Here is a 25660-nt window from a genome sequence, read left to right as displayed (position 1 = left end):
TACAGTAGGTGTATCGATGGCACAGAAAGACTGCAAAGCATCTCCGGTAGGAGCAGCCGGATCATTTATAGTAATAGAAGTATCTGTAGAATAATCACATCCATTAGCACTGTAATTATAGGTAATGGTATATGTTCCGGCAATACTGTTAGAAAGGTCAACCGTACCAGTGTCAGAATTAATTACCAGGTCTGTCGAGGATGCCTCAAAATATCCACCGGTAATACCAGTGTGTGTTACAGAAGCAGAACCTTCAATTGAACAAAGGGGTGAATCATAAGATATTGAAGCTACACCGGGATCAAAAACAGAAATTGTTTCAGTATAAGTATTGTCTATATAATCTTCAATTTGAGTATCATAGTAAGTTACTTTTAGGGAAACTTCATAATCTCCTGCAGATAAAAAATCAATCACCGGATTTGGTTCAGTAGAAATTCCAAAAGAGCCAAAATCCCAATCGTACTCATAAGTAGCCGGATCTCCTCCTGTTGTAACATCAGTAAAAGAAACTACGTAATTATCGCAATTTTGTGTATAAGTGTATTGTGCTACTAATGGAGTTCTTACCGTGTAACCAAATGGACTACTATAACACTGGGAGTTTCTTGTACCTCTTTCACAAATACTTCCTGGGTTGGTTTTCCAACTCATATAGAAATTTCTAATTTCTAATTTTCTTCCATAAACCCAGCTAAAATTTGATAATTGAATCGGTACTCCCTGAGGAATCTGGTTAGCCTCAAGATTAGGATCATAATCATTTACATTGTCATTATCCTTATCAAAATCTAAACATCCTGTAACTGATTCTGAAGTTTCAACTCCATTTTCATCAGTAGTAATAAGATTATATTCCAGAAACACAGAATACCCATTTGTAGATGTTCCACCAAATGTTCCGTATATATAGCCATTTACTATGTCACCTATCTGATATTGATCATCATATGGATCAAGTTCATTTCCATTGGCATCACCAAAGTAAAAATTGGTAAGTGTAACATTCTGGCTGTTGCACTGGGCATTTAAACCATTGGATAAACCAATGCTGAAGAAGGCCAGAAACAAAAGAAACCTTAAAGGATTTAATCTTTTTGAAGTTTCCTTAAATGAGTTAGTAGTTTTCCAAATCATATCAATAATGTTTAGAATTATCAATTCTTTTTATCCCTTCCGGGCAATATCATTTCAATAGATAGACTTTCAGAGAAAGTCAGCTTCGTCTGATTTGGGGGACTCAGTTTTCAAAAATCTTAAGGGTATAAACACCGGGTAATGTTGAGGGGATTACCTATAGAAGTGTGGGGGTGACTCTATTCTGGTGTTATTCTGAGGTAAAATTATCACATAAAAACCTGTTAAAGGAATAATGACCAAACTATTAGATATAATGTAAAATATACTCGTTCAACTACATGATTTGATATTATTTATCAGGTGAAAATGAACGATTTACCTTTAAAATTTGTGAGATCTTTGTAAGAATTTAAGTCAATAAATACAGGAAAACCCTAAAAAATGGTCAGGAAAAGTAGGATTTAATTCCCTTAATCTTACACGAAATCGTACTATTAATTTGTAGTACTTAATTGATATTCTGAGAGTTAATTCTGTAATGTGTTTAAGTAAATATTATGAAATGAGGATTACTTTCCTTTTTGGGAACCTAATTCTTTCATTAATTGAATAAAAACATTTTAGCCTTGTTCAATAAACTTGTAAATTGCATGAAACTTACCATTAAAAATGCAAAACGACCTTACAAAGTACCGAAGATCATATGAAAAAGGGAGATTGCTGGAAGACGATATTCCCAAAGACCCTTTAATATTATTTCAATCATGGTTCGGGCTGGCTCATGATTCCACTCTGGTGGAGGAAGCCTATGCCATGAGTCTTTCTACTGTAGGAAAAGATATGATGCCGAAGACGCGGATCGTCCTGATGAAGTCATTTGACAGAGAAGGGTTTGTGTTTTTCACAAACTATGAATCCGACAAAGGAAAGGATCTCGAAGAAAATCCAAAATGCTGCCTCTCTTTCTTCTGGCCGGCGTTGGAGAAGCAGGTAATTATCCAGGGAGAAGTATCTAAGATCGCCAAAGAGGAATCAGAGAGCTATTTTCACTCGAGACCCAGGGGAAGTCAGCTTGGAGCCCATGCCTCTAATCAAAGTACTGTAATTCCTTCCAGGCACTTCCTTGAAGAGAAGTTAGCCGGTCTTGAAAGAAAATTTGAGAATAAAGATGTTCCTTTACCATCCTATTGGGGTGGTTACCTGGTTAAGCCATTAACTATCGAGTTCTGGCAGGGCAGAAGAAACCGTCTTCACGACAGGATCCTCTATTCACTGGAAGAAACTAACTGGAAATTTGAAAGACTAGCGCCTTAAGTTATGAAGAGATTAGTATTAGTTAGACATGGCAAATCCTCGTGGAAGAATGACCTTCCAGATCATAAACGGCCTCTCAAGAAAAGAGCTTATAATGATGCTGAACTTGTATTAAATACTTTTGAACATTTCTATGAGCCGCCAGCTATGTTCTGGAGCAGTCATGCAGTTAGAGCCCTTGAAACAGCAAAAATGTTCAAGAAAAGGCTGAAAGTGGACGATAAAGACTTTAAAGTTATAGATGACCTGTACACCTTTAATCAGAATGAACTCTTATCTGTGATCCGTTCCTGTCCTGATGATATAAATAAACTTTTCGTATTTGGGCATAATCCGGGAATGACCATTCTGGTGAATTCTCTTGGTGATAAGAAAATGGACAATCTTCCCACCACCGGCCTTTGTGTCATCGATTTCGATGTGGATTCCTGGAAGGATATTCAAAAGGGAAAAACGATCTTAAATTTATTGCCTAAAAATCTCCGATAAACCTACATGCTGGAAAAACGCTATACAAACAGAGAGTTAAGCTGGCTGTCTTTCAATGCCAGGGTCTTACAGGAAGCGGCAGATGAAACAGTGCCTTTGATTGAACGATTAAGATTCCTTGGAATATTTTCAAATAACCTTGATGAGTTTTTTAAGGTGCGTTATGCCACGGTTAAGCGTATTGACCTGGCTGGAAAATCCGGAAAAAGTGTTTTAGGCGGTATAAAGGCGAACAAGCTTCTGGAGGAGATCACAAAGATTGTTATAGATCAGCAGGCCGAAAGTTTAAAGATCCTTGAGGATATTCAAACCAAACTGCGAAAGCATGATATACATATTATTAAGGAAGACGAAGTAACCAGGAATCAGCAGGACTTTATCAGGAATTTCTTCATTAGCAAGGTAAGCCCTGCATTGGTAACTATAATTCTAAACGATCTGCCGGAAATCCCATCCTTGAAAGACAGTGCTGCATATCTGGCAGTGAAGATGGTAATGGCTGAGGAAACTGTTCCGAATAAAGGAATATCCAAGATCGTGAATCGTTCAGTAAAGGAAAAAAGGTATGTTCTCATTGAGATTCCCAGGAATATAGAGCGTTTTGTAGTGCTTCCAGAAGAAAATGGAAAGCAATATATCATTCTGCTGGATGATCTTATTCGTTATAACCTGCATACCATTTTCAATATTTTCAATTATGAAAGTCTCTCGGCTCATATGATCAAAATAACCAGGGATGCTGAACTTGACCTGGATAGTGACCTGAGTAAAAGCTTTATTGAAAAGATATCAGATAGCGTTAAAGACCGGATAAAAGGTGATCCTGTCCGTTTTGTTTACGATAAGACTATAGACCAGGAAACCCTTACCTATTTGATGGATAAAATGGGGATAGACTCAACAGATAGTATCATTCCCGGAGGGCGCTATCATAACCGTCGTGATTATATGGATTTCCCGAGTCTGGGAAGGGATGACCTTCAATATGAGGTAAGGGAACCCTTGCCTATCCCGGGCCTTATTCTACAAACCAGCTTGTTGCGGGGGATAGCAGATAAGGATTACCTGTTATATGCACCTTATCAAAGTTTTGCCTATGTGGTGAAATTCCTTCGTGAGGCTGCCTTAGATCCAAAGGTGAAGACAATTAAAATCACTATCTACAGGCTGGCTAAAATCTCACATATTGCCAGTTCACTTATCAATGCTGTAAAGAATGGGAAAAAAGTGACCGTTCAAATAGAGTTACGAGCACGTTTTGACGAGGTGGCCAATATTCGTTATGCAAAGCAAATGCAGGAAGAAGGTGTGAAGCTGATTTTTGGAGTTCCGGGACTTAAAGTACATTGTAAAACCTGTGTGATAGAGAGGGAAGAGGAAGGTAAACTCAAAAGGTACGGCTTCATAAGTACCGGTAACTTCAATGAAAACACTTCCCGGGTCTATACAGATTACACTCTTTTTACTGCAGACCCTGCGATCCTTAAGGAAGTGAATAAGGTATTTGACTTTTTTGAGATCAATTATAAGGTGAATAAATACAAACACCTTATCGTCTCTCCACATTATACCAGAAGTGCTATCTATAAGCTTATCCAGAATGAGATAGATAATGTGAAAACTGGAAAGCCTGCAGGAATAAAGTTAAAGTTGAACAGTATATCTGATAACGGAGTGATCGACAAGCTATATATGGCGAGTAAAGCCGGGGTGAAGGTCAAACTTCTTGTTCGGGGTATCTGTTGTCTTGTACCTGGAATTGAAGGTTTAAGCGAAAATATCGAAGCCATTAGTATAGTGGATAAATTTCTTGAACACCCCCGCGTGTTTATTTTCGAAAATGGGGGTGATCCGAAGGTATATATTTCTTCGGCAGATTTTATGACGAGAAACCTGGATCTGCGGGTAGAAGTTTCCTGTCCTATTTACGATGAAGACATTAAAAAAGAACTTATTGAGACATTCGATATTAGTTGGAGTGACAATGTAAAGGCACGGAATCACTGTAAGGGCATGGAGAATCCATACCGGCCAAGCGAGGGGCCAAAGATAAGATCCCAGTTTGCACTTTACGATTATTATTTAAACAAAATTGAAATAAACGAGTAATGATAAAACAAAAAACCTACGCCGCAATAGATATCGGTTCTAACGCCGTGAGACTTTTGGTTTCTACCATTACAGAAAAGGAAGGGATGGAAACCGATTTCAGAAAAACTTCACTCGTAAGGGTGCCAATCCGGCTTGGTTCCGATGTTTTTCTAAAACAAAAAGTTTCAGATAAGAACATACAAAGAATGATAGATACCATGCAGGCCTTTAATTTATTAATGAAATCCCATGGTGTTGAAAAATACAAGGCTTGTGCGACCTCGGCTATGAGAGAGGCCAAAAATGGGGAAGAAGTGAAAGATCTGATAAAGGAAAAAACAGGCGTAGAAATAGAGATCATCGATGGGAACCATGAAGCATCAATAATTGCAGCGACCGATCTTCATGCCCTTATCCAGAACGATTGCAATTACCTCTATGTTGATGTTGGTGGTGGTAGCACAGAGTACACCTTATATAGTAACGGGAAGACCGTTGCCTCCAGATCTTTTAAAGTGGGGACTGTGCGAATGATGGAAGACCTTGTGGAGCATAGAACCTGGGAAGAGATGCAGGATTGGGTAAAAGAAACTACCAGGGATTATGATGAAATAGACCTGATTGGTTCGGGCGGAAACATCAACAATATTTTTAAGACCAGTGGTAAAAAGGAAGGAAAACCTTTGAGCCTTAAATATCTCAAGGATTATAATGAGAAGTTGAACTCTTACACCTATGAAGAAAGGATAACTGAACTTGGTTTAAAGAACGACAGGGCTGATGTGATCATACCTGCATCAAAGATCTATGTGAATTCAATGAAATGGGCAAGGGCTCATCGAATTTTTGTACCTAAGATCGGTCTGGCCGATGGCATCATCAAATCATTATACAATAGTTCAAAAAGAAGATCATCCTAACCGTGGATGCTTTCTTTCTTACTAAAGCCTTTCATGATCTCGGCTTCATAGTCCAGTAGGTCCTGCCACTTCTGGTCTACCTCTTCACGATCTCCATATTTCCTGGCAAATTTCAGGAACATGGTGTAGTGATTAGCTTCGCTTACCATAAGATCCCTGTAGAATTTTGAAAGCTCTTCATCTTCCAGTTCTTCGGAAAGTAAGCGGAAACGTTCGCAGCTTCTGGCTTCTATAAGGCCTGCAATAAGCAGCCTGTGAACCAGCTGTGTAGCACGGCTACCTCCTTTAGGAAAGAATTCCCTTAGCTTTATCACATATTCGTCTTTACGATCCCATCCCATTTTATATCCTCTCTCAAGGAGCTTTTCATGAACCATTTTAAAATGCCCCATTTCCTCTCTTGCCAGTGCGGTCATGGCTGTAACAAGTTCAGAGTATTCTGGATAGGTTACGATAAGGGAAATTGCGGTGGAGGCTGCTTTTTGTTCGCAGTAGGCATGATCTACCAGGATATCCTCAATATTTTTCTTTGCTATATCTGCCCATCTGGGGTCTGTTGGTAACTTGAGTCCTAACATAACTATACGTCTAAATCAAAAGTTGCTCTTAGTTTATCAATCAAAGGATTAGCTTCCTTTAATTTTTCATATTTTTCCTGGGGAGTAAAGGCATATTTTCTGGAAGTAGCTTCATCTACCTTAATCTTAAGCGAAATATGAGTGTTCCTCAGCTTCTTGTTCAGGTAGTTCATCAGTTTATTCTCTTCCCGTTCAAGATCAAGTTTCATGGTCTCATTCGGGAAAGTGAGATGGATATCTTTGCCTTTTAATACAGGAGTCTGGGATTCAAGAATAGAGGCCAGGATTTTTTCCCCTTTTTTCTTCAGTTTTTCGGTATAATTCTTCCATTCTGTCACCATTTCCTCTTCATTGAAGCTTTCATCCATCACTTCTTCTGCGGGCATCATTGCCCTTTGTTTCTCAGCGAGTTCTTTTTTCTTAGTGATGCTCTTTAAAGAAAGGCCGGAAACCTTTTCCCTTTTAATCTCCGGAAGGCTTTGCTTAGTAGGAGATTTCGTAACTGGTTGAGATTCTGATTCTGGTTCAGGTGCAGGGTTTCTCTGGTTTTCTTCGGAATTAGCTTCAATGTTTTCTTCAACCTCCATGCTTTTGTCAGTAGTAGCCGGACTTTCTTCAGAATAGTAGTCTTCCTCCTCTTCCTTTGCACAGGTTTCAGTGGCGATGTCATTTTCGGGGAGTTCGGCCTCTTCCGATGGGGAGGAGGTATCATGTTCGTTTTCCCTTACGATCTCTTTCTTTTCTGAAGAGATACTAACGGCTTCCTTCTCAAAGTTTGAAGCCGGGATTATTTTTGGTTCAGGCTTTTTTTTTTCGAAATCAAAACCAATAGAAGCCAGCTGCATAAGGCATAGCTCTACAAGCAGTCGCTGGTTATGACTGGTTTTGTATTTCAGATCACAGGAATTCGCGAGATCTATTGCCTCCATTAGGAACCGGTGGGAAGTTTTTTGAGACTGCTCAAAATATTTTGCCTTGGTCTGTTCGCCAACTTCCAGAAGGTTAATGGTTTTTTGATCCTTACAAACCAGAAGATCCCTGAAATGAGATGCAAGTCCTGCAATGAAATGATGCCCGTCAAATCCACTGGAAAGAATATCGTTGAACTTTACAAGCAGTTGCGGGATATTGTTTTCAAGTATAAGATCGGTCACCTGCATGTAGGTGTCATAATCAAGAACATTTAGGTTTTCGGTGACCGCCTTTCTTGTTAGATCATTTCCGCTGAAGCTTACTACACGATCATAGATAGATAGGGCATCCCTCATGGCACCATCAGCTTTTTGCGCAATTATATGCAAGGCATCATCTTCAGCATTCACACCTTCCTGTTGGGCTATGTTAGCCAGGTAATTCCTGGTGTCGGTTACTGTGATCCTCTTAAAGTCAAATATCTGGCAACGAGAAAGAATCGTAGGTATGATCTTATGCTTTTCGGTGGTTGCAAGTATAAAGATGGCATGTTTTGGAGGCTCTTCAAGTGTTTTAAGAAAAGCATTGAAAGCAGCCTGCGACAGCATATGAACCTCATCGATAATATATACCTTGTAACTTCCCACTTGTGGTGGGATTCTAACCTGGTCTATTAACTCCCGAATCTGGTCTACGCCGTTATTTGAGGCCGCATCAAGTTCAAAAATATTGAAAGCGAAATCTTCATCGGGATCCGGAGTTTCCTTTTGATTGATCATTTTGGCAAGGATACGGGCACAGGTGGTTTTACCAACTCCTCGCGGACCGGTGAACAGTAAAGCCTGGGCCAGGTGGTTGTTCTTAATGGCATTTGCCAGAGTATTGGTAATGGCCTGCTGGCCTACCACATCCTTAAAAGTTTGTGGCCGGTATTTTCTTGCTGATACTACAAAATGCTCCATCAAAAAGTATTGAACTACAAATATAAAAATCACAAACCTAAAGTCCAGTTCAGCCGGGCTTATTTATGAACAAATCCCGGAAGAAATCAACATAAATTACATTACATTTGTGGTGAGCAGGCCGCCTTATCGCTCCGACATTTACCGGTTATTATCGGGATCGGGGAGGAAAGTCCGGACACCATAGGGTAGCATAGTGGGTAACACCCACCGTCCGCCTCTGGCGGACAGGACCAGTGCAACAGAAAGAATGTACAGGTTAAGCTGTAGTGAAATCAGGTAAACTCTATGCGGTGAAATGCCATGTATACCGGCATTTAAGGGTTACCCGTCCGTTGCCGGAGGGTAGGCAGCTAAAGGTTGATGGTAACATTAATCTCAGATAAATGATAAGGACCCCGATCAGTTATCGGGGTACAGAATCCGGCTTACAGGCCTGCTTTTTTTTCAACCTTAAAATAGTCAATTGAGAATTTATAAGGAAATATCCCGGGATCATTAACTCCTGCCCGGTTTCTCCAGGGGCAAGATTATTTATATGATAAAAGGTTTTTCTGAATAGGTTTCTGCTTCCTCAATATTGAAAGACGTTAAGATATCGCCCAGAAAAATTCTCATAACCAGTATTAATCAGGTTTAGAAAAAGTAAAAGAAATTGAGGAAAGTAGTGCTTAAAGCGAATTCCTTACCCATATTTTTGCCTCTTCAATGTTTACAAAAACTTTAAAGGGTAAATGAGCGAACTTACTTTCGAATTTGGCGGTAGATAACGTCTGAGGTTTTCCGGTTACAATTGCAATTCCCTTTAGAGCTTGGTAATCATCCAGGTAAGAATACATAAGAGGATTTACGTTGTAATTATTCTCCCTAATGGAAATATATATGTGTGGTCTATCTACAAAGAATAGTTTGCATTCATTTAAAAGAGCATTAATTTCTTCAAGTTCCACAACCGCTCCTTCTTTTATAATTGAAATTACATGGTCCTTATAGAATGAAAGATTAACAAAATCCAGTTCTACTCGTTTTTGAATGACAGCCATAGTTTTCAATATTTATTCGAAAAAGCTAAAAACACTGCTGCCGTACTTGCGGCTTTCCCTAAACCTTTCCAGATCTGATAGGTCGATGTGTTTGGAATGCTCAATTATGAGCAGGCCATCTTCCTCTAAGAGAACATTCTCAAAAACAAGTTTGGCAATTCTGGCAAAATCATCTTTTTCAATGTCATATGGAGGGTCGGCAAATATAATATCAGCTTTTACCGGAGCTTTTTCTAGATATTTGTATACATCGCTCTTTATAGTAGTAATTGGAAATTCAAGTTCGGCAGCCGTTTTTCTGATGAATTTTACACAATCGAAATTGGCATCAACAGCAGTAATGTTTTGAGCTCCACGAGCGGCAAACTCGTAGGATATATTTCCCGTGCCAGAAAAAAGGTCTAATATCTTCAGATCAGATATATGGTAATAATTATTAAGGATATTGAATAAGGCTTCCTTGGCAACATCGGTGGTGGGTCTTACAGGTAATTTCGCAGGCGCGATCAATCTTCTTCCCTTATGTTTTCCGGAAATAATACGCATTATAATGATTTTAGCAGAAGATATTCTGAAAGTTCCTCTTCTGGTTTGTGGTCGGTCTCAAAACTAAATGAATGAAAAGGACCTAAAAATGAGATATTCCTGATATAATCCCAGGCCATTTTATATTCTTCGGAGGTCCTGTTGATATCTCCCAGCAATATCAGTTCAAACTTGTCGGGATCCAGCTTTAATTGCTCAGCTGTGAATAACAGATAATACAGAAAATCTTCCCTGGTTTCATATTCAAAGCTGTTAGCAAAGAGCAATTTGCCATTTTCAAGGATAACAAGTTCATAAGAAGACAGGTGAGAATGGAGGTAAACTTTCGTTCCTTCCGCAGCATCCGGCAGGTCGAGCAGCCCCTCTATCAAAACACTCAGGCTATGACGATACTCAAATTCGCCATATTTATCAAAGAAGTAATTAGTGATATTCGTGTAAGGGATATAGACATTTACAATACCACCTTGAATGTTATCAAATGCTATAAAATCTGTCTTTAAAATCTTGGTATTGAATTTAAGATAATTTGAGGCATTATCTTCATCAAACAGATTTTCTGGTACCAGGCTAAACAGGGAATTGGTATACAAAAGAAGAACTTCATCTACCGGCTGATTCAGAGCTTCCTCTTTTTCGTAGGTCAGTTCTATTTGGGAAAGCACTTTTATAGGATCGAGTTGTTTTTCAAATTCGATCTTTTTAAGATAAGTAATTTTATTATCCTCTTGATTCAGGATACAAAAAGAAAGTCCATTCAAGCTTACCTGAATGGACAGTTTCTTATATAATTTTTTTTCTTTAGTCGTTGTCACCATAAACTTTTGGCCAGTTACCGCTGGTATTGACCTCGGTCATAGATCCTACGCTGATATATCTACCATTTACATCATCAACCGACTGGATCTCATTCTCCTGTAGAATAAGGGTTCTGTCCTGATCATACAAGACTTTAGCCTTGGCAATCTTTGCTTCAAAAACAGGAATATTATTTTCTCCCTTTTTGATGGTTCCCGCTTCAAGGTCAAATTGCGCATCCACACCTTCAACCGGTACGTTCATCATATTTTGATATCTTTCTGTATTACCTTTAAAAAGCGAGTCTTTTACAGAAACGAACCCAAGGGTGTCCACTACAACACTTTCTATATACTGGTCTACCCCATAAGTCTTTTTGTATTCTTCATCTAGGTAAGTAGTGTCACGACGCTGTGTAATAGCAAATTCAGCTGTATCCAGGAATTTTACCAGATCGTCCCAGTTGCCCTGAAATTCACCGATCACTTCTCTATGAGCCAGTTCTGCTGCTCTAATGTCCTTAAGATTCTCAATAACTTTGGCGTATCTCTTCTCTTTTACTTTGTTGAATTGAATTGGCTCGTAAACCGCATTGAAGGTAAGATATGCCAGGAAGATAATTACTGCCCAAAGAAGTATCTGTATTACAAATCTCATTTTTCTAAGTTTATGTTTTAATTTGAAGGTTAAGGTTACTGGACAAATCTACAACTTTTTTTTATTCGGAAAAGTTTCTGTCATAAAAATCCATTCTTATCTTTGAGATTTTATGCCCTTTCTATGGAAAAACCCACTCCGGATTCCTTCTTTAAACTCCTTGTGACAGATCTAGGATTTCCTCCCACAAGCAAACAGGATATAGCCCTGCAAATGCTGTCTGAATTTGTAGTGAATGGAGGTGATGACAGACTTTTCCTGTTAAAGGGTTTCGCCGGTACCGGGAAAACCACCATTATAAGTACACTTGTTAAGAACCTCTGGAAGATAAGAAAGTCTGGCGTATTGCTGGCTCCAACCGGACGAGCAGCCAAGGTGATTTCCAATTATTCAGGAAAGGAAGCATTTACAATACACAAAAAGATATATTTTCCGAAAAAATCAGGTACGGGTGGAATTCAGTTCACTCTTCAGCCAAATAAGCATAAGAACAGTATTTTTATAGTAGATGAAGCCTCAATGATCTCTGATGATGGTGGTAATTCCAAACTATTCGAAAACGGTTCTTTGCTGGACGACCTTATCCAGTTCGTATATTCCGGGCATCACTGCCTGCTAATCCTTATTGGAGATACGGCACAGTTGCCACCAGTGAAGATGGATTTGAGTCCAGCTCTGGAAGAACAGAAGCTTGGTCTGAACTACAATAAAGAAGTATCCTTTATTGAACTTGACGAGGTGGTAAGACAGAGTGAAGAAAGTGATATTCTGCATAATGCCACTCTTATAAGGGAGAGTCTTCAGGAAGAATTTTACGAGAGTTTCCAGTTTGAACTTTCCGGAAATGCAGATGTGGTTAGGCTTGTTGACGGTTATGAGATTATGGATGCCATTCAGGATTCGTATAGTTCGCTGGGGCATGAGGATACCTGTATTATTGTTCGTTCCAATAAGCGGGCGAACATGTATAACCAGCAGATACGTTCGCGGATTCTTTTTCAGGAAGAAGAGCTCTCGGCAGGGGATTATCTTATGGTTGTGAAAAACAATTATTTCTGGGTCAAGCCAAGCAGTGAAGCGGGTTTTATTGCAAACGGTGATATCGTCAAGGTGCTTGAGATATATGGGTTTAAAGAACTCTATGGTTTCCGATTTGCAGAAGTAAAGGTGCAAATGGTTGATTATCCAAAAATGCGACCTTTTGAAACCGTGATTATGCTGGACACCCTTACGAGTAACACACCTTCACTTACTTATGAGGAGTCCAATAAACTCTATGAAGAGGTAAAGAAGGATTATGCCGGTGAGCGTTCAAAATATAAGCAGTTCCTTAAGGTCAAGAATAATAAATACTTCAATGCACTCCAGATAAAGTTCTCATATGCAATTACCTGTCATAAATCTCAGGGTGGCCAGTGGAATACTGTTTTTATTGAGCAGCCTTATTTACCTGATGGAGTAGGCAAGGAATATTTACGCTGGTTGTATACAGCGGTAACGAGGGCAAAAGACAAATTATACCTTATTGGTTTTAGTGATGATTTTTTCGCACCTAACTAATTCTTATTTTTACTCAAAAATTTTATGAAAATACCATCGAAAAACCGTGTTGTTGCAATGATACCGGCTCGTTATGAAGCTTCAAGATTCCCGGGTAAATTACTGAAAGACTTAAATGGAAAGCCCGTGATCCTCCGGACTTATGAAGCAGCAGTAAATACAGGTCTTTTTGATGAAGTGTATGTGGTGACAGACAGCGATAAGATATTTGATAGGGTTTTAAATGCTGGCGGGCAGGTGATAAGAAGTCAAAAGGAACATGAGTGTGGAAGTGACCGTATTGCTGAAGCGGTAGAAGATATGGATGTCGATATAGTGCTGAACGTTCAGGGCGATGAGCCTTTCATAGATAAGAGCAGCCTTGCTAAACTGCTGGATGTTTTTGAGCAGGATGGGGCGGAGGAGATAGACCTTGCGAGTCTTAGAACTCCATTAAAGGATAGCGATGATATCACCAATCCAAATAATGTAAAAGTGATTACCGATAACTATGATTTTGCCCTGTACTTTTCAAGGTTTCCGATACCTTATCCCCGGGATACTTCGGTTCATATTACCTATTACAAGCATATAGGGATATATGCCTTCAGGAAATCAGCATTAATGGACTTTTACAGACTTCCCATGCTGCCCCTTGAAGCTGCGGAAAAGATAGAATGCATTAGATACCTGGAATATGGGAAAAAGATCAAAATGGTGGAAACCAATGTGAAGAGTATTGGGATAGATACGCCTGAAGATCTTGAAAAAGCCCGTAAGCTTTTTAGTTAATTGCTCACAGCTTCTTTATAAGTTTTCAGGGCTCTTTCACGAGCCTCCTTATGATCTACCATTTCTTGAGGATATCCGTCGGTGCCGTATTCGGGAACCCATTCTTTGATATATTCCTCATTTTTATCAAACTTCTCGATCTGGGTGGTAGGATTGAATATTCTGAAATATGGAGCCGCATCCACGCCACTGCCGGCAACCCATTGCCAGTTCCCTACATTTGAAGACATTTCATAATCCAGTAACTTTTCGGCGAAATAAGCTTCTCCCCATCGCCAGTCGATCAAAAGGTGTTTGCATAAAAAAGAACCTGCCAGCATTCGTATCCTGTTATGCATAAAGCCTGATTCATTTAACTGCCGCATCCCGGCATCGACAAGTGGAAATCCGGTTTTACCTTCTTTCCATTTCTTGAACTCCTCTTCATTATTACGCCATTTTATACGATCGTATTTTTTTTTGAATGCATCGGTCCCGGTTGCAGGAAAATGATGAAGGATCTGCATAAAGAACTCCCTCCAGATCAATTCTTCCAGGAAGGTCTTGTTTTTCTGTTTATCCGCTTCCCGAACCATTTGTCTAATACTCACCGTACCGAAGCGAAGGTGTGGTCCCAAACGAGAAGTACCTTCCTTAGCAGGGTAATTCCTGGTCTTTTCGTAGTCTTTTATGAGACCGGGAGTGAGCTTATAATCTGGCACTTTCAATGATGATCTTTTAAAGCCGATGTCACTCAGGTTAAGATTTGGTAACCTGGTGTTCTTTATCAGATTGTCCCTGTAGCGAGAAGTATAATGAAATTTAATATTGGTATTTCTGAACTTTTCTTTCCATTTGTTTTTGTAGGGAGTATAAACCACATAGGGAGTACCATCCTGTTTAGTAATCTCGTCCTTTTCGAAGATCACCTGATCCTTAAAATCCAGAAATTCAATATTATTCCTTTCTAATAACTTCTGGACCTCTTCATCTCTTTCTTTGGCATAAGGTTCATAATCCCTGTTGGTGAATACCTTTCTGAAATCATACCTTTTCAGTATATTTCTGAAGACTTTTTCAGGTTTGCCATAGAACATTGCGATTGAACTGTTATCCTCATCCTGCAGGATTTTACGCATTGTCTGAATCCTGTCAAAAATAAACGTTACTCTGGCATCATCTTCAGGAAGATGCTCAAGGATCTCTTCATCAAAAATGAAAACAGGCAGCACAGGGAGGTCATCCTTAAGAGCTGCTAGAAAACCAGCATTATTGTCCAGTCGCAAATCCCTTCTAAACCAGAAGATATTTACTTCATTATTATTCATATTAATTAATGTTTAAGGTTGAAAGACCGCCATCCATTCCAAGTACCTGGCCAGTCATCCAGCTGCTTTCTTCGCTGATTAAATAAGTGGCAAGACCGGCAATATCTTTAGGAGTGCCGGTTCTTTTCAGCGGATGCCGGGCACCCATTTTCTTTTTCTTATCCTCACTGGCCAGAAGTTTCTCAGCAAGGGGCGTATCGGTTAGGGAGGGAGCAATTATATTTACTCTGAAGGAAGGAGCATATTCGGCTGCGAGTGATTTGGCAAATCCTTCGATTGCTCCCTTGGTTGCGGCTACACTGGTATGAAAGGGCATACCCGTTTTTACTGCTACAGTGCTGAAGAATATCAGGCTGGCCTGATCAGCCTTTTTAAGTTTATCCAGAACGCCGTGTAGAGTTCTTACAAGGCCAAAGAAATTAAGGTTCATTTCTTTTTCAAAATGCTCAGTTTTTAGCATTTTGAATGGTTTTAGATTAATACTTCCAGGACAGTAGACGAAAGAGTGTAAAGTATCTGGTAATTCCAATGCGTTGATATCATCTTCGAGTACATCGAATTTTATATGCCGTATATTCTCGGTATCCGTTTGGATCTTATTACGGGAAGCAATAATTACCTTATTATTACTGGCCATTCTTTCGGCAATCTCTTTACCTATACCCGTAGAGCCACCAATGAGTAAAATATTTTTTTTCATAATTCTCAATTTAGAATATCCTGCTTAAGGGTGATTTCCTCACTTTTCTCTTCTTTATATTCTCCGTACAATTCTATAAGCTTTTTGTGACGGTACTCAAAGATCTCTTCCAGCTTTGGCTTTACAAGGTAGGGATGAACCAGGTTACCCAGCATACCAAAAGGTAATTTATAATCTATAATGTCTTCCATTTCCACTCCCCCGCTAACCGGCTTGATAAAATGTTTATGATGCCACAGTCTATAAGGTCCAAAGCGTTGTTCATCAACAAAATACTCTCCTTCACACATATGTGTGATCTCGGTGATCCATTTTGTCTTGATCCCCGCAACTGGGGTTACCAGGTATTGAATAATCTGTCCCGGGTACATTGGCCTGTCTCCACCAGAGATAATTTCAAAACCCATATAATCCGGGGTTATGGTCTTAAGATTTTTCGGGTCTGATAAAAAGTTCCAGGCTTCTTGTATGCTGATTGGTAATTTTTGAAGACGCCGCAGGGTATATAGCTTCATGTTTATTATTTATAGTAAAAATAACTTTCGTTTTGTTTAAAATAAAATAAATATAGTTAAACAAAATATAAAACTAAATCGTCGAGAGGTAGTGAACTTCTTCTTATATTTACCGAAACACAATTATTTTAACTAAACCATTACCATAATGAAAACAATTTTATCAGGCTTATTATTTTTTTGCTGTGCATTTTTGTCGGCGCAAATTCAGTCTCCCGCACCAAGTCCCCTGGGAAAGATCGAACAAAAAGTAGGACTTACTGATGTGACTATCGAATACTCCAGACCCGGAATGAAAGGCCGGGAGATCTATGGAGATCTTGTTCCTTACGGAAAGATGTGGAGAACAGGTGCTAATATGAATACCACTATCACATTTAGCGATGATGTGACGATTGATGGAAAAGAATTAAAGAAAGGATCCTATGCGATCTATACTATTCCAAATGAGGATTCCTGGGAAGTGATGTTCTATACTTCCACCGATAATCCCGGTTTACCCCAGGAGTGGGATGATAGCAAAGTGGCATTAAAGGCAACTGCCGATGTTGGAGACTGGCCTTTTGAAATGGAAACCTTCACTATTTCCATCAATGATATCACCAATGATTCTGCTGTGATCCAGTTTATCTGGGATGATACCGTGGCGAGTCTTCCTTTTAGTGTGCCTACAGATTCTAAAGCTATGGCAAGTATTGAAAGGGTTATGAACGGTCCTACGGCAAATGACTATTTTGCTGCTGCTGCTTATTATCATGCCGAAGGAAAAGATCTTGAACAGGCTCATAAGTGGATCTCTAAGGCTGTTGAAATGGCCGGTGACCAGGCCTTCTGGATATTAAGGGAAAAATCCCTTATCGAAGCCGATATGGGTAAAAAACAAGAAGCAATCGCAACTGCCAAAAGATCATTAGCCTCTGCTCAGAAAGCCAATAATGCTGATTATGTGAAGATGAACAAGGAATCTATTGCCGAGTGGGAGGGAAGTAACTAGATCTCACTTTCTCTATAAAATGAAAGGTTTTCCAGACCAAATTTGTCAAGCTGAATTTATTTTGGCTTCTCTTCAGATCCTGAAACTAGTTCAGGATGACGGCTGGTCAGGGAAACCTTTTAATATTCCAATCCAATTTCCTGTCTTACCTCGTCCAGCAGCCCCATTAGGTCCAATGTGTTGTCGAGACTCCATTTGTTGCTTTCCATTTTGCCTTCAAGCAGCATCTCATTGACATGGGCGGCTTCAAAATTATACCCATTGGTCTCTACCTCAAAATCTTTGGTTTTCTCATTTCCTTTAGCAATAATGCTTACCAGAGTGGGTTCGTGAAACCTTGAATGAAGATTGATAACAGCTTTTTCCAGCTCAATTTCTGCTATAGTAGGCGTTTTTTTTCTGAAGGATGAATGTAAGTTGGCCTGAACCCCTTCGGGATATAAGAATTTCATCTCACATTCCGCATCCACTCCGGTTTCAGCAAATTCAGCACTTGCTTCAATTCTTTCTGGTTTCCCCAGTATGGTATATGCGAGAAAAATCGGATAGATGCCAATATCCAGAAGACTTCCACCTCCAAGAGATTTATTAAACATGCGTTTGTTTCTGTCAAATTCTGCCTCAAATCCGAAATCAGCTTTTATGGATCTAACCTTTCCATATTCGCCCGATCTTATGATATCAAGCAAATACTGGTAATGTGGCAGGAACATTGTCCACAGAGCTTCCATTAGGAAGACCTTTTTGGATCTGGCAAGACTTACCATTTCCCGTGCTTCCTCTATATTCATCGCAAATGGTTTTTCGCAAAGAACAGCTTTTCCATTTTTGATGCACTCCATCGTTAAATCGTAATGAAGTGAATGTGGAGTAGCAATATATATAACATCTACCTTTTCATCTTCCATCAATTGTTTATAAACTCCATAGGAAACTTCAGCATTATGCATTTCTGAAAAAACAACTGCCTTTTCCCGATCCCGGCTGGCTACAGCATACAGTTTAGTGTTTTCAACCGAAGCGAGTGCCGTTGCAAATTTGTTTGCGATCTTTCCCAATCCTATAATTCCCCAGTTTATCTGTTTTTTCATGTTGTTTCATTTTCAAGGTTTCTGCCGTTCATCAACTGGATTATGAAGGCTATGGTAATTACCAGTGCACATCCTAAAACATTCAGCCATAGATATGGCATAATTTCCAGTTCAAATACCAGGAGCACAATGGCCTGTGTTATGATGGCCGCAATAAAAACCGCGTTACTTTTCACCATTTTTATAAAGAATGCCAGCAGGAATATTCCAAGAACATTTCCGTAGAAAAGGCTGCCGATAATATTCACAAGCTGGATAAGATTATCAAAAAGGTCTGCCAGGCTGGCAAAAGCGATGGCTATTACACCCCACATAAGGGTAAACCATTTTGACGCAGCCAGATAATGCGTTTCACTTTTATCTTCCTTATGATGCCTTTTATACAGATCTATTACCGTGGTAGAAGCCAGAGCATTGAGCTCTGAAGCTGTAGAAGACATTGCCGCCGAAAGAATTACCGCCAGCAACAGGCCTATAAAGCCACGAGGGAGATTGTGAAGAATGAAATGAATAAAGACATAATCCTTATCATTGCTTTCAGCCTCTACATCTGCAGCATCGATGAACATTCTGGCTTCTTTGCGTACTTCTTTTTGTTCCTTATCCAGTTCAGCATATCTTTTTTCAAAATTGTTGATCTGCTCGGTATTAAAATCGTTCTTATTCTGAGCATAATGTAGGCTGATTTCCTGCTTTTTCTTCTGAATCTCCTCATGTTCAAAAATGAGGTCTTCGTACTGGTTTGCATAATCTGAGTTCAGAACGGTTTCAGTTGCAGCCGGGTTAAAATTAAGTGGAGCGGTGTTGAACTGATAGAATACAAATACCATGACCCCAACCAGTAAGATAAAGAACTGCAGCGGTACTTTCAGCAATCCGTTAAAAAGCATTCCCATCTGGCTTTCCCTTACTGAGCCACCGGTGAGATAACGCTGAACCTGGCTTTGATCAGTACCAAAGTAGGAGAGGGCGAGGAAACTCCCGCCTATGAGCCCGCTCCATAGAGTATACCTGTTTTCTAGATCGAACGAATAATCCAGAATATTCATTTTGCCACCGGTACCGGCAATTTCCAGGGCATTCATAAAGCCTACCGATTCCGGTAAATAGCTCATAATAATGAAAAAGGCTACGAACATCCCCGTAAGAATAACAGCCATCTGTTGCTTGTGAGTTACACTTACCGCCTTGGTCCCTCCTGAAACAGTATAAATAATTACCAGAACTCCAATTATTACCGTTAAATAGGTAAGGTTCCAACCCAGCACGGCCGAAAGCACAATGGCAGGTGCGAAAATTGTGATTCCGGCAGCCAGTCCGCGTTGTATAAGGAAAAGTATTGCAGTTAATGTTCGCGTCTTGCGATCAAAACGAGATTCAAGATATTCGTAAGCCGTATATACGTTAAGTCTGTGGTATATGGGAATAAATACCATACATATAATGACCATTGCAATGGGTAGCCCAAAATAAAATTGTACGAAGCCCATTCCGTCATGATAGGCCTGGCCGGGAGTAGAGAGAAAGGTGATCGCACTTGCCTGGGTAGCCATTACCGAAAGACCAACAGTCCACCATTTTGCATTCCTTCCACCACCTATATAGTCTTTCACATTCCTGCTGCCGCGGGATTTGTAAACTCCATACCATACAATAAAAACGATCGTTCCTACAAGTACTATCCAGTCTATAAGTTGCATATCAGGCGAAATAAATCATTATTAAATAAAACGCCAGGATATAGATGGCATTGGCAATAAGTACTACGGTATAACTTTTTTTCCAGTGATAGTTTTCGGAATTTTCCATTATTTGCCTATAGAGATTAAGTTAGCAAAAAGGCGAAATGCACCGGGGACAGCCTCTGGAAACTGTCTAAAAAAACTAATTCCAGTATATATATAATATCCTTCTCCGTACTTGGCTACCAGCAAACTCCCTGATTTTGGAGTCTCATTCTCATCATGCATACTCAGGACAGGGGTGAAATTTTCATCCCAGCTTCCAGGGAAATATAATCCGCGCTCCTGTACCCAGCCATCAAAATCTTCTTTTGTAAGTTTATTCGGGCTGTTAAGTACCGGATGTCCGGGGGCAAGAAAAGTGACTTCAGCATTCTCATCGGTAACCCTGTCTCTTGAAAGACTCATACTATATGGAGAAAGGTCATCAACCAACAATCCCCGACTGGTATTATACTGTACGATCATGGTACCTCCCTGTTTTACGTAATTGAATAAGACCTGCTGCTTGTATTTTAATTCTTCAACGGTATTATAAGCTCTTATTCCCAGTACAACAGCATCGAATTCCTGTAAATACGACTCCGATATCACGGAAGGGGAGATTTTTGTCACATTATAACCTATTTGTTCGAGGCTTTCAGGAACCACATCTCCGGCTCCCTCTATATAAGCTATATTCTGTCCTTTTTTACTGATGTCCAGTTTAACAAGCTTTAAACTTGCCGGAAGTACCAGGTTTTGATTGGGGAAATGTTCATAATCAATTTCAATGAGTTCCATATTATAGCTTTTTCCATTGATTGTGGCAGTAGGAAGAAGTTGGGTCTCATTTTGACCTTCGGGAGGGGTTATTTTAAAAAGCAGATTGGCAGTTCCTCCGGTCTGGGCAATAGAGAAATTGGTTTCCAGTGGCTCAATTTTCCATCCTTTTCCAGCTTCCAGATTCAATTTTCCCTGAATATTAGATTTGTTGGCCGTTACCTGGATAACAATTTCTTTAGGTTGTGTATTACTGAAAATGAGTACCTCGTCCTGAAATTTTATGTCTACAGGGGGTACTATCTCAAAATTTCTGTAGGTTTCTCCATACACCTCATCATTGAATTTATATACTACGGGTCTTTGAAAACCAAGCTGAGTTCCATTGATAGAAATATTGAAGGTAGCAGTTGTATTCAGTGGTGTTTCAGGTAATCCCCGAAACTCCTGGCCTTTTACCGTGTACATACCCATGCTGCCTTTTTCTTCAAGCCAGTAGGGAGAAGTGTAACTGGCATCTGAAGGAATTTTAAAGGCCATATTTCCGTCCCAGCCTTCATTATTTTTGAGATCTACCTGTGGATCTATCCTGGAATTGTTAGGAGTCAGTTCCACTGAGGTCAATGAAATTTCCGCGTCGCTACGTTTAATAGCTTCCAGACGCACCTGTAATTCTTCAGATGGAGTAGTGGAGGATTTTTCCGCAACAGCTTCAAGATACAGGCCTGAAGTAGCATAGATAATATCTTTTATCTCCTTTGTTTTTATCTTTTTCCAGTGGCCGTCATCCAGTTGCTGGATAAGATTATACGCTTTTATAAGTTCTGGTAGATTTTTCGAGGGATCTTCAAAATTGAAGTTTTCTTCCACCGCATAAAGAATTTCTCCAATTTCCTTTCCTCCTTTAATCCGATCCCAGGTAGTATTTATTCCATCAAACACATTGGATGCACTGGAAAGCGATTTGCCCTTCAATATTTCGAGATACTCCATTTGTTTTCCACGGCTTCCGGTACTTCCAAATCCCTGCGAACGATGCTGACTGCGGCTTAAGGAAGCGATCTCCGGATTGGAAAGTCCTTTCAGCGGAAAATATACGCCAGTATCAAAGCTTACAAAATTTGATTTGTCGGCTTCCCTGAAGGCTTCATCTCCGCCATAGAACCAGGGGGAAGTGTTGAAAAATAACCTTTCTGGCTGATATGCATCAACATATTCCAATTGGTTCTCATAGGCAGTTTCATTTCCTGCCAGATCAAATGCCTCCACACTTAAGATAGCCGAAGAGGTATGATGGCCATGAGTGCTTCCGGGGGTACGGTGATCAAATCGGTTTATTACTACATCGGGTCTGAATTTTCGAATGATCCATACAACATCACCCAGCACCTCTTCTTTATTCCAGATCTCAAGGGTTTCTGAAGGGTTTTTGGAATAACCAAAATCATTTGCTCTGGTGAAGAATTGCTGTCCTCCGTCAATACGCCTGGCAGCCAAAAGCTCCTGGGTTCTAATAACACCAAGTTGTTCCCTTAGTTCCGGACCAATCAGATTCTGTCCGCCATCTCCACGAGTTAATGATAGATAGGCAGTTCGGGCATTCTTTTCATTTGAAAAGTAAGATATAAGTCTAGTGTTCTCATCATCGGGATGTGCCGCAATGTAAAGAACCGAACCTAAGAAGTTCAGTTTTTTGATGTGGTGATAAATTTCAGAAGAACTCCATTTTTCCGGAGCCTGAGCATGATTTATCGAGAAACTGAGAAGAAAAAAAACAAAAATTAGCTTCCGCATGTAATAAGGTATTTTACCAAATATAAAAACTTTCTATTCGCAGGTGCGAATAATTTCGGCTTCTTTTAATTTTTAAAGGGCCTCTTTACCTTCTTCGTGTCGGCGATTATGCTCGATCAAAGAGACGGCCTTCTGTAAAATCAGGTTATTAGGATAAGTGATAAGTTCACCATCATGGGTCCTTAAATGTAAATGGAATGCCTTTATATCTTCTATCCTGGCTTCCACCGGCAGGTCCTTATCATGGATCTTTATAGTGTCTCCAATCTTATAAGGAAAAGAGAAGAACATGATGATACCTGATGTAATATTGCTAAGAATGGACCAGATTGCGAACAAAGCCACCCCTATCACTGCAAATACTGAAGAGAAAACCAGAGAAAGCTCGGTGAATCCAACACCCCAGGCCAGCGCAAGTAAAAATGCCGCAATCAGTAAAATTAGCATATTGATATACTTGAACATTAACCTTGTTCTGGTAATGTTGATCTCACTTTTCTTCCCCACCTTATTCGCTGCTTTCTTGAGCAGGACCTGTATGATCATCAGTAATATTAGAACAGCAACTGTATATATCAGTTCATTACGATATGTGAATAGGATCTCGTACATTAATTTAATTCAAGTTTTTCCCGTAAAGGTAGATTATTATTCGAATTTTTGGTCCAGTAGTCGGTCTTTATACGTTGTTTTTTTACCGCCTTTGTCGTTAGTATTTCAGGATTTTCTCCAAAACCTGAGGGGTAGGATTCTTCCCATTTTTCAATAGTGAACGGGAACGTTCTGCTGAAATATATTTTCAGACTCCTTTTCAATTCCGGATATTCCAGGCTGTAAATGTTAAGGTCTCCATCGGTATAATATTCGGCATACGCAGAATAGTATTTGATGGCTTTATGACTTAGCCGGAGATATTCGAAAGATGGGATCATCTGAAATTCTCCCACCGGTAAATTCTCATCGTCAAGCCTGAGTCGGGTCCAGATCTCATTTTCAAGGTTTCTCTCTTTCATATTAATCTCCTGGTCGGCCTCACCCTGAAAATAGGAGTGACTTTTGATTACATAATCACCTCTGTTATTAAGCTGCATATAAACCTGGCCGCACCATTCCTGAACTGAAGCGCTTACTTTCAGTGCGTGTTGCTCACCGTTTAAAGGGTAGAAACAGCTTTGCATGATACTGTAAGGATAAATGCCCGTTGTAAACTGTTTGGTAGAATTTAATTTCAAAACTGAAATGTTCTCATCATTCTGAGAATTAGCCTTTACCTGTTCTTTAGGAAGGAAATCTTCAGTAACGTAAATAAGAACGGCTTCGCCGTTCCTTATTTCGCCATATCTGGCCTGCTCCAGGTCATAGGAAGTAATCTCTGCCTTTCCGGAATACCAGTAGTTCTTAAACTCTTCTGAAAGTTCAAAGTCCTGATCACCGTACTGCTCATTCCCGCAGGAAAAGGAAAGCAAAAGAAAGAGCAAATAAACAGAATGTCGAAACATATTTTTTTATTAAAGTTACAAATTTCAGACTTTCAGCATTTCTTTCAGGGTCTTATATACTTCATAGGTTGGCAGGCCTACCACATTAAAATAACTTCCTTCGATCTTTTCAATACCAATCAGGCCAATCCATTCCTGTATGGCATAACCGCCAGCCTTGTCAAAAGGCTTATAGTTGCTTACATAATATTCGATCTCATCCTGACTCAATTCAGAAAAAAAGACCCGGGTTTTATGATTAAGGATTTTCCGGGAACTTGTGCTCGTAAAGCAAACCGAAGTAATTACATCATGCTCTTTCCCCGAAAGAGAGCTGATCATTTGTACTGCTTCCTCATGATCTGCCGGTTTACCGAGTGCAGTTTCATTATTGTAAACGATAGTATCACTAGTGATTAAAATTTGATTTTGCTTCAGGTCATTTTTAAATGCTTCAGCCTTGAGAGCAGCAAGATAATCGGTGATCTCTTCTTCTTTAAGGTTTTCCGGGTATACCTCTTCCACCGGTCTTACCGCGATGGTCACGGGTATTTCAAGTTCTTCAAAGAATTTCTGCCGTCTTGGAGAACCCGAAGCAAGAATTATTTCATGATCTATAAGCAAATCTTTTAGCATGGTCAAATTAATATAAATTGTAACAATCCGATGGATATCAGTCCGAAGAATAGGATGGCTTTAAGAACCAGACTTAGCCTGGAATATTCAGATTTCTTTTCAGCTGTCCATATGTTGATCAGGAAAAAAAGGAGTGGTCCTACTAATAAGAGTAAAGTATAAATTACTGCCTGAATATTATCAAATAGATATTTATAGATATAAAATATCAGAAAGCCTAAAGGGATAAGGCCTATAGCAAACAACACGCGATTGGTCCTTTTTTTACCAAGTACAATAGGCAGTGTTTTATATCCTGCATTATAATCCCCGTCAATATCTTCCTGATCTTTTACGATCTCCCTTAACAGGTTTATCAGAAAAGCGAATACCGAATAATCGATAAGGATAGAAAATATTACCGACTGGGTTTGCTGATTCTGATCTGTTATTGCAGGTAAAAGATCGTAAAGGCCAACGCCAACAGGAATTAGTCCTACTATGATACTTACAAGGATATTACCGACGAGAATAGTCTGCTGGAACTGTGAGTTATAAAGGTATAATATGGCTGAACCAAATATGAAAAATGCTGAAAACCCAGGCCTGCCTATCATGTTAGAAAGGTAAAATCCGAGCCCTACGCCAACGATGTTCAGGATAAAGAACAGGCGATAGGCCGTTTTTTCTGAAATTTTACTGTTGATGATTGTACGTTCCGGTTTATTCTTCAGATCGGCTTTGATATCAAAAATATCATTGATTACATAGCCTGAAGCAGCTATGCACTCCACTGCAAGCACCAGTAATGAAAAACCCAGTAAATTCAGGGTCACTGCCACACCAAACGGTTCAAAAAGACCATATTTGATAAGGTACATCGTTAGCGCGATAAAAACCAGATTACCGGCCCTAATAAGTTTCAGGAAACTCAGCATGAG

At 39.6% G+C, this 25660-nt stretch carries 24 protein-coding genes and 1 other RNA gene; 8 read left to right on the top strand and 17 right to left on the bottom strand.

Features of this window, described 5'->3' with window-relative positions; translation table 11 throughout:
- A partial coding sequence (locus LU635_RS09125) for a PKD domain-containing protein (RefSeq protein WP_240098382.1) occupies positions 1-1137 on the bottom strand: 1137 nt, incomplete at its 3' end.
- A gap of 612 nt (positions 1138-1749) precedes the next feature.
- Between LU635_RS09125 and pdxH the strand changes: the two genes are divergently transcribed.
- Genes pdxH through LU635_RS09105 form a run of 4 tightly spaced genes read left to right on the top strand, consistent with a single transcriptional unit; the run spans position 1750 to position 5894 of the window.
- The gene (gene pdxH, locus LU635_RS09120) at positions 1750-2394 is read left to right on the top strand and encodes a pyridoxamine 5'-phosphate oxidase (protein WP_240098380.1); all 645 of its coding nucleotides are present in this window, start codon (positions 1750-1752) and stop codon (positions 2392-2394) included.
- Positions 2395-2397: 3 nt separating this feature from the next.
- On the top strand, positions 2398-2883 hold the full coding sequence (locus LU635_RS09115) for a SixA phosphatase family protein (protein ID WP_240098378.1): 486 nt from the start codon (positions 2398-2400) through the stop codon (positions 2881-2883).
- Between the two features lie 6 nt (positions 2884-2889).
- Positions 2890-4992, top strand: coding sequence for a polyphosphate kinase 1 (ppk1, locus tag LU635_RS09110; RefSeq protein WP_240098377.1), 2103 nt, complete (start codon positions 2890-2892; stop codon positions 4990-4992).
- The gene (locus LU635_RS09105; RefSeq protein ID WP_240098375.1) at positions 4992-5894 is read left to right on the top strand and encodes a Ppx/GppA phosphatase family protein; all 903 of its coding nucleotides are present in this window, start codon (positions 4992-4994) and stop codon (positions 5892-5894) included. Before ppk1 ends, LU635_RS09105 begins: the two co-directional genes overlap by 1 nt.
- Here LU635_RS09105 and LU635_RS09100 read toward each other — a convergent pair.
- Both LU635_RS09100 and LU635_RS09095 read right to left on the bottom strand, forming a co-directional pair.
- Positions 5891-6472 (bottom strand): MiaE family protein, encoded by a 582-nt coding sequence (locus LU635_RS09100; RefSeq protein WP_240098373.1) that lies wholly within the window; start codon positions 6470-6472, stop codon positions 5891-5893. The two genes, LU635_RS09105 and LU635_RS09100, sit on opposite strands and share 4 nt — an antisense overlap.
- A 2-nt stretch (positions 6473-6474) precedes the next feature.
- Positions 6475-8346, bottom strand: a complete 1872-nt coding sequence (locus LU635_RS09095) for a DNA polymerase III subunit gamma/tau (RefSeq protein WP_240098371.1) — start codon at positions 8344-8346, stop codon at positions 6475-6477.
- A gap of 113 nt (positions 8347-8459) precedes the next feature.
- On the opposite strand from LU635_RS09095, the gene rnpB reads away from it, so the two are divergent.
- An RNA gene (gene rnpB, locus LU635_RS09090) (RNase P RNA component class A) lies at positions 8460-8793 on the top strand.
- 224 nt (positions 8794-9017) lie between these two features.
- Here rnpB and LU635_RS09085 read toward each other — a convergent pair.
- The 4 genes from LU635_RS09085 to LU635_RS09070 are packed head-to-tail and all read right to left on the bottom strand — an operon-like array spanning position 9018 to position 11390.
- Entirely contained in the window at positions 9018-9389 is a 372-nt protein-coding gene (locus LU635_RS09085) for a hypothetical protein (protein ID WP_240098369.1), read from the bottom strand.
- 12 nt (positions 9390-9401) lie between these two features.
- On the bottom strand, positions 9402-9935 hold the full coding sequence (locus LU635_RS09080) for an RsmD family RNA methyltransferase (protein WP_240098367.1): 534 nt from the start codon (positions 9933-9935) through the stop codon (positions 9402-9404).
- Entirely contained in the window at positions 9935-10753 is an 819-nt protein-coding gene (locus LU635_RS09075) for a DUF3822 family protein (protein ID WP_240098365.1), read from the bottom strand. The genes LU635_RS09080 and LU635_RS09075 overlap by 1 nt, the downstream gene beginning before the upstream one ends.
- Complete coding sequence (locus LU635_RS09070; RefSeq protein ID WP_240098363.1) at positions 10737-11390, bottom strand: hypothetical protein; 654 nt, start codon at positions 11388-11390, stop codon at positions 10737-10739. The genes LU635_RS09075 and LU635_RS09070 overlap by 17 nt, the downstream gene beginning before the upstream one ends.
- Before the next feature lie 123 nt (positions 11391-11513).
- Here LU635_RS09070 and LU635_RS09065 point away from each other — a divergent pair, with 123 nt between their 5' ends.
- On the top strand, positions 11514-12950 hold the full coding sequence (locus tag LU635_RS09065; RefSeq protein WP_240098386.1) for an ATP-dependent DNA helicase: 1437 nt from the start codon (positions 11514-11516) through the stop codon (positions 12948-12950).
- A gap of 24 nt (positions 12951-12974) precedes the next feature.
- Positions 12975-13721: a 3-deoxy-manno-octulosonate cytidylyltransferase gene (gene kdsB / locus LU635_RS09060; RefSeq protein WP_240098361.1), complete on the top strand. Its 747-nt coding sequence runs from the start codon at positions 12975-12977 to the stop codon at positions 13719-13721.
- On the opposite strand, the gene LU635_RS09055 is transcribed toward kdsB, so the two are convergent.
- From LU635_RS09055 to LU635_RS09045, 3 genes are read right to left on the bottom strand one after another with little or no spacing between them, the layout of a single operon-like run.
- The gene (locus tag LU635_RS09055) at positions 13718-15028 is read right to left on the bottom strand and encodes a cryptochrome/photolyase family protein (RefSeq protein WP_240098359.1); all 1311 of its coding nucleotides are present in this window, start codon (positions 15026-15028) and stop codon (positions 13718-13720) included. The genes kdsB and LU635_RS09055 overlap by 4 nt on opposite strands.
- Before the next feature lies 1 nt (position 15029).
- Positions 15030-15728: an SDR family NAD(P)-dependent oxidoreductase gene (locus LU635_RS09050; RefSeq protein WP_240098357.1), complete on the bottom strand. Its 699-nt coding sequence runs from the start codon at positions 15726-15728 to the stop codon at positions 15030-15032.
- A gap of 5 nt (positions 15729-15733) precedes the next feature.
- Positions 15734-16243 carry an SRPBCC family protein gene (locus LU635_RS09045; RefSeq protein WP_240098355.1) on the bottom strand — a complete coding sequence of 170 codons (510 nt, stop codon included), beginning with the start codon at positions 16241-16243 and terminating at the stop codon, positions 15734-15736.
- Between the two features lie 148 nt (positions 16244-16391).
- On the opposite strand from LU635_RS09045, the gene LU635_RS09040 reads away from it, so the two are divergent.
- Positions 16392-17237 carry a DUF2911 domain-containing protein gene (locus LU635_RS09040; protein ID WP_240098353.1) on the top strand — a complete coding sequence of 282 codons (846 nt, stop codon included), beginning with the start codon at positions 16392-16394 and terminating at the stop codon, positions 17235-17237.
- 119 nt (positions 17238-17356) lie between these two features.
- Here LU635_RS09040 and LU635_RS09035 read toward each other — a convergent pair whose 3' ends face one another.
- The 7 genes from LU635_RS09035 to LU635_RS09005 form a co-directional block, all read right to left on the bottom strand.
- Positions 17357-18328, bottom strand: a complete 972-nt coding sequence (locus LU635_RS09035; RefSeq protein ID WP_240098351.1) for a Gfo/Idh/MocA family protein — start codon at positions 18326-18328, stop codon at positions 17357-17359.
- Positions 18325-20028, bottom strand: coding sequence for a sodium:solute symporter family protein (locus tag LU635_RS09030; protein ID WP_240098349.1), 1704 nt, complete (start codon positions 20026-20028; stop codon positions 18325-18327). The genes LU635_RS09035 and LU635_RS09030 overlap by 4 nt, the downstream gene beginning before the upstream one ends.
- A 108-nt stretch (positions 20029-20136) precedes the next feature.
- Positions 20137-22626 (bottom strand): PIG-L family deacetylase, encoded by a 2490-nt coding sequence (locus LU635_RS09025; protein ID WP_240098347.1) that lies wholly within the window; start codon positions 22624-22626, stop codon positions 20137-20139.
- A gap of 72 nt (positions 22627-22698) precedes the next feature.
- The gene (locus tag LU635_RS09020; RefSeq protein WP_240098345.1) at positions 22699-23238 is read right to left on the bottom strand and encodes a mechanosensitive ion channel domain-containing protein; all 540 of its coding nucleotides are present in this window, start codon (positions 23236-23238) and stop codon (positions 22699-22701) included.
- Positions 23238-24125, bottom strand: coding sequence for a septum formation inhibitor Maf (locus tag LU635_RS09015; protein ID WP_240098343.1), 888 nt, complete (start codon positions 24123-24125; stop codon positions 23238-23240). Before LU635_RS09015 ends, LU635_RS09020 begins: the two co-directional genes overlap by 1 nt.
- Before the next feature lie 24 nt (positions 24126-24149).
- Positions 24150-24740 carry a Maf family nucleotide pyrophosphatase gene (locus LU635_RS09010; RefSeq protein WP_240098341.1) on the bottom strand — a complete coding sequence of 197 codons (591 nt, stop codon included), beginning with the start codon at positions 24738-24740 and terminating at the stop codon, positions 24150-24152.
- Between the two features lie 2 nt (positions 24741-24742).
- Complete coding sequence (locus tag LU635_RS09005; protein ID WP_240098339.1) at positions 24743-25657, bottom strand: geranylgeranylglycerol-phosphate geranylgeranyltransferase; 915 nt, start codon at positions 25655-25657, stop codon at positions 24743-24745.
- Positions 25658-25660 lie beyond the last annotated feature (3 nt).

The sequence above is a fragment of the Christiangramia crocea genome, from assembly GCF_022410465.1.
In the GTDB taxonomy this organism is placed as follows: domain Bacteria; phylum Bacteroidota; class Bacteroidia; order Flavobacteriales; family Flavobacteriaceae; genus Christiangramia; species Christiangramia crocea.
This window is presented reverse-complemented; position numbering and strand designations above follow the sequence as displayed.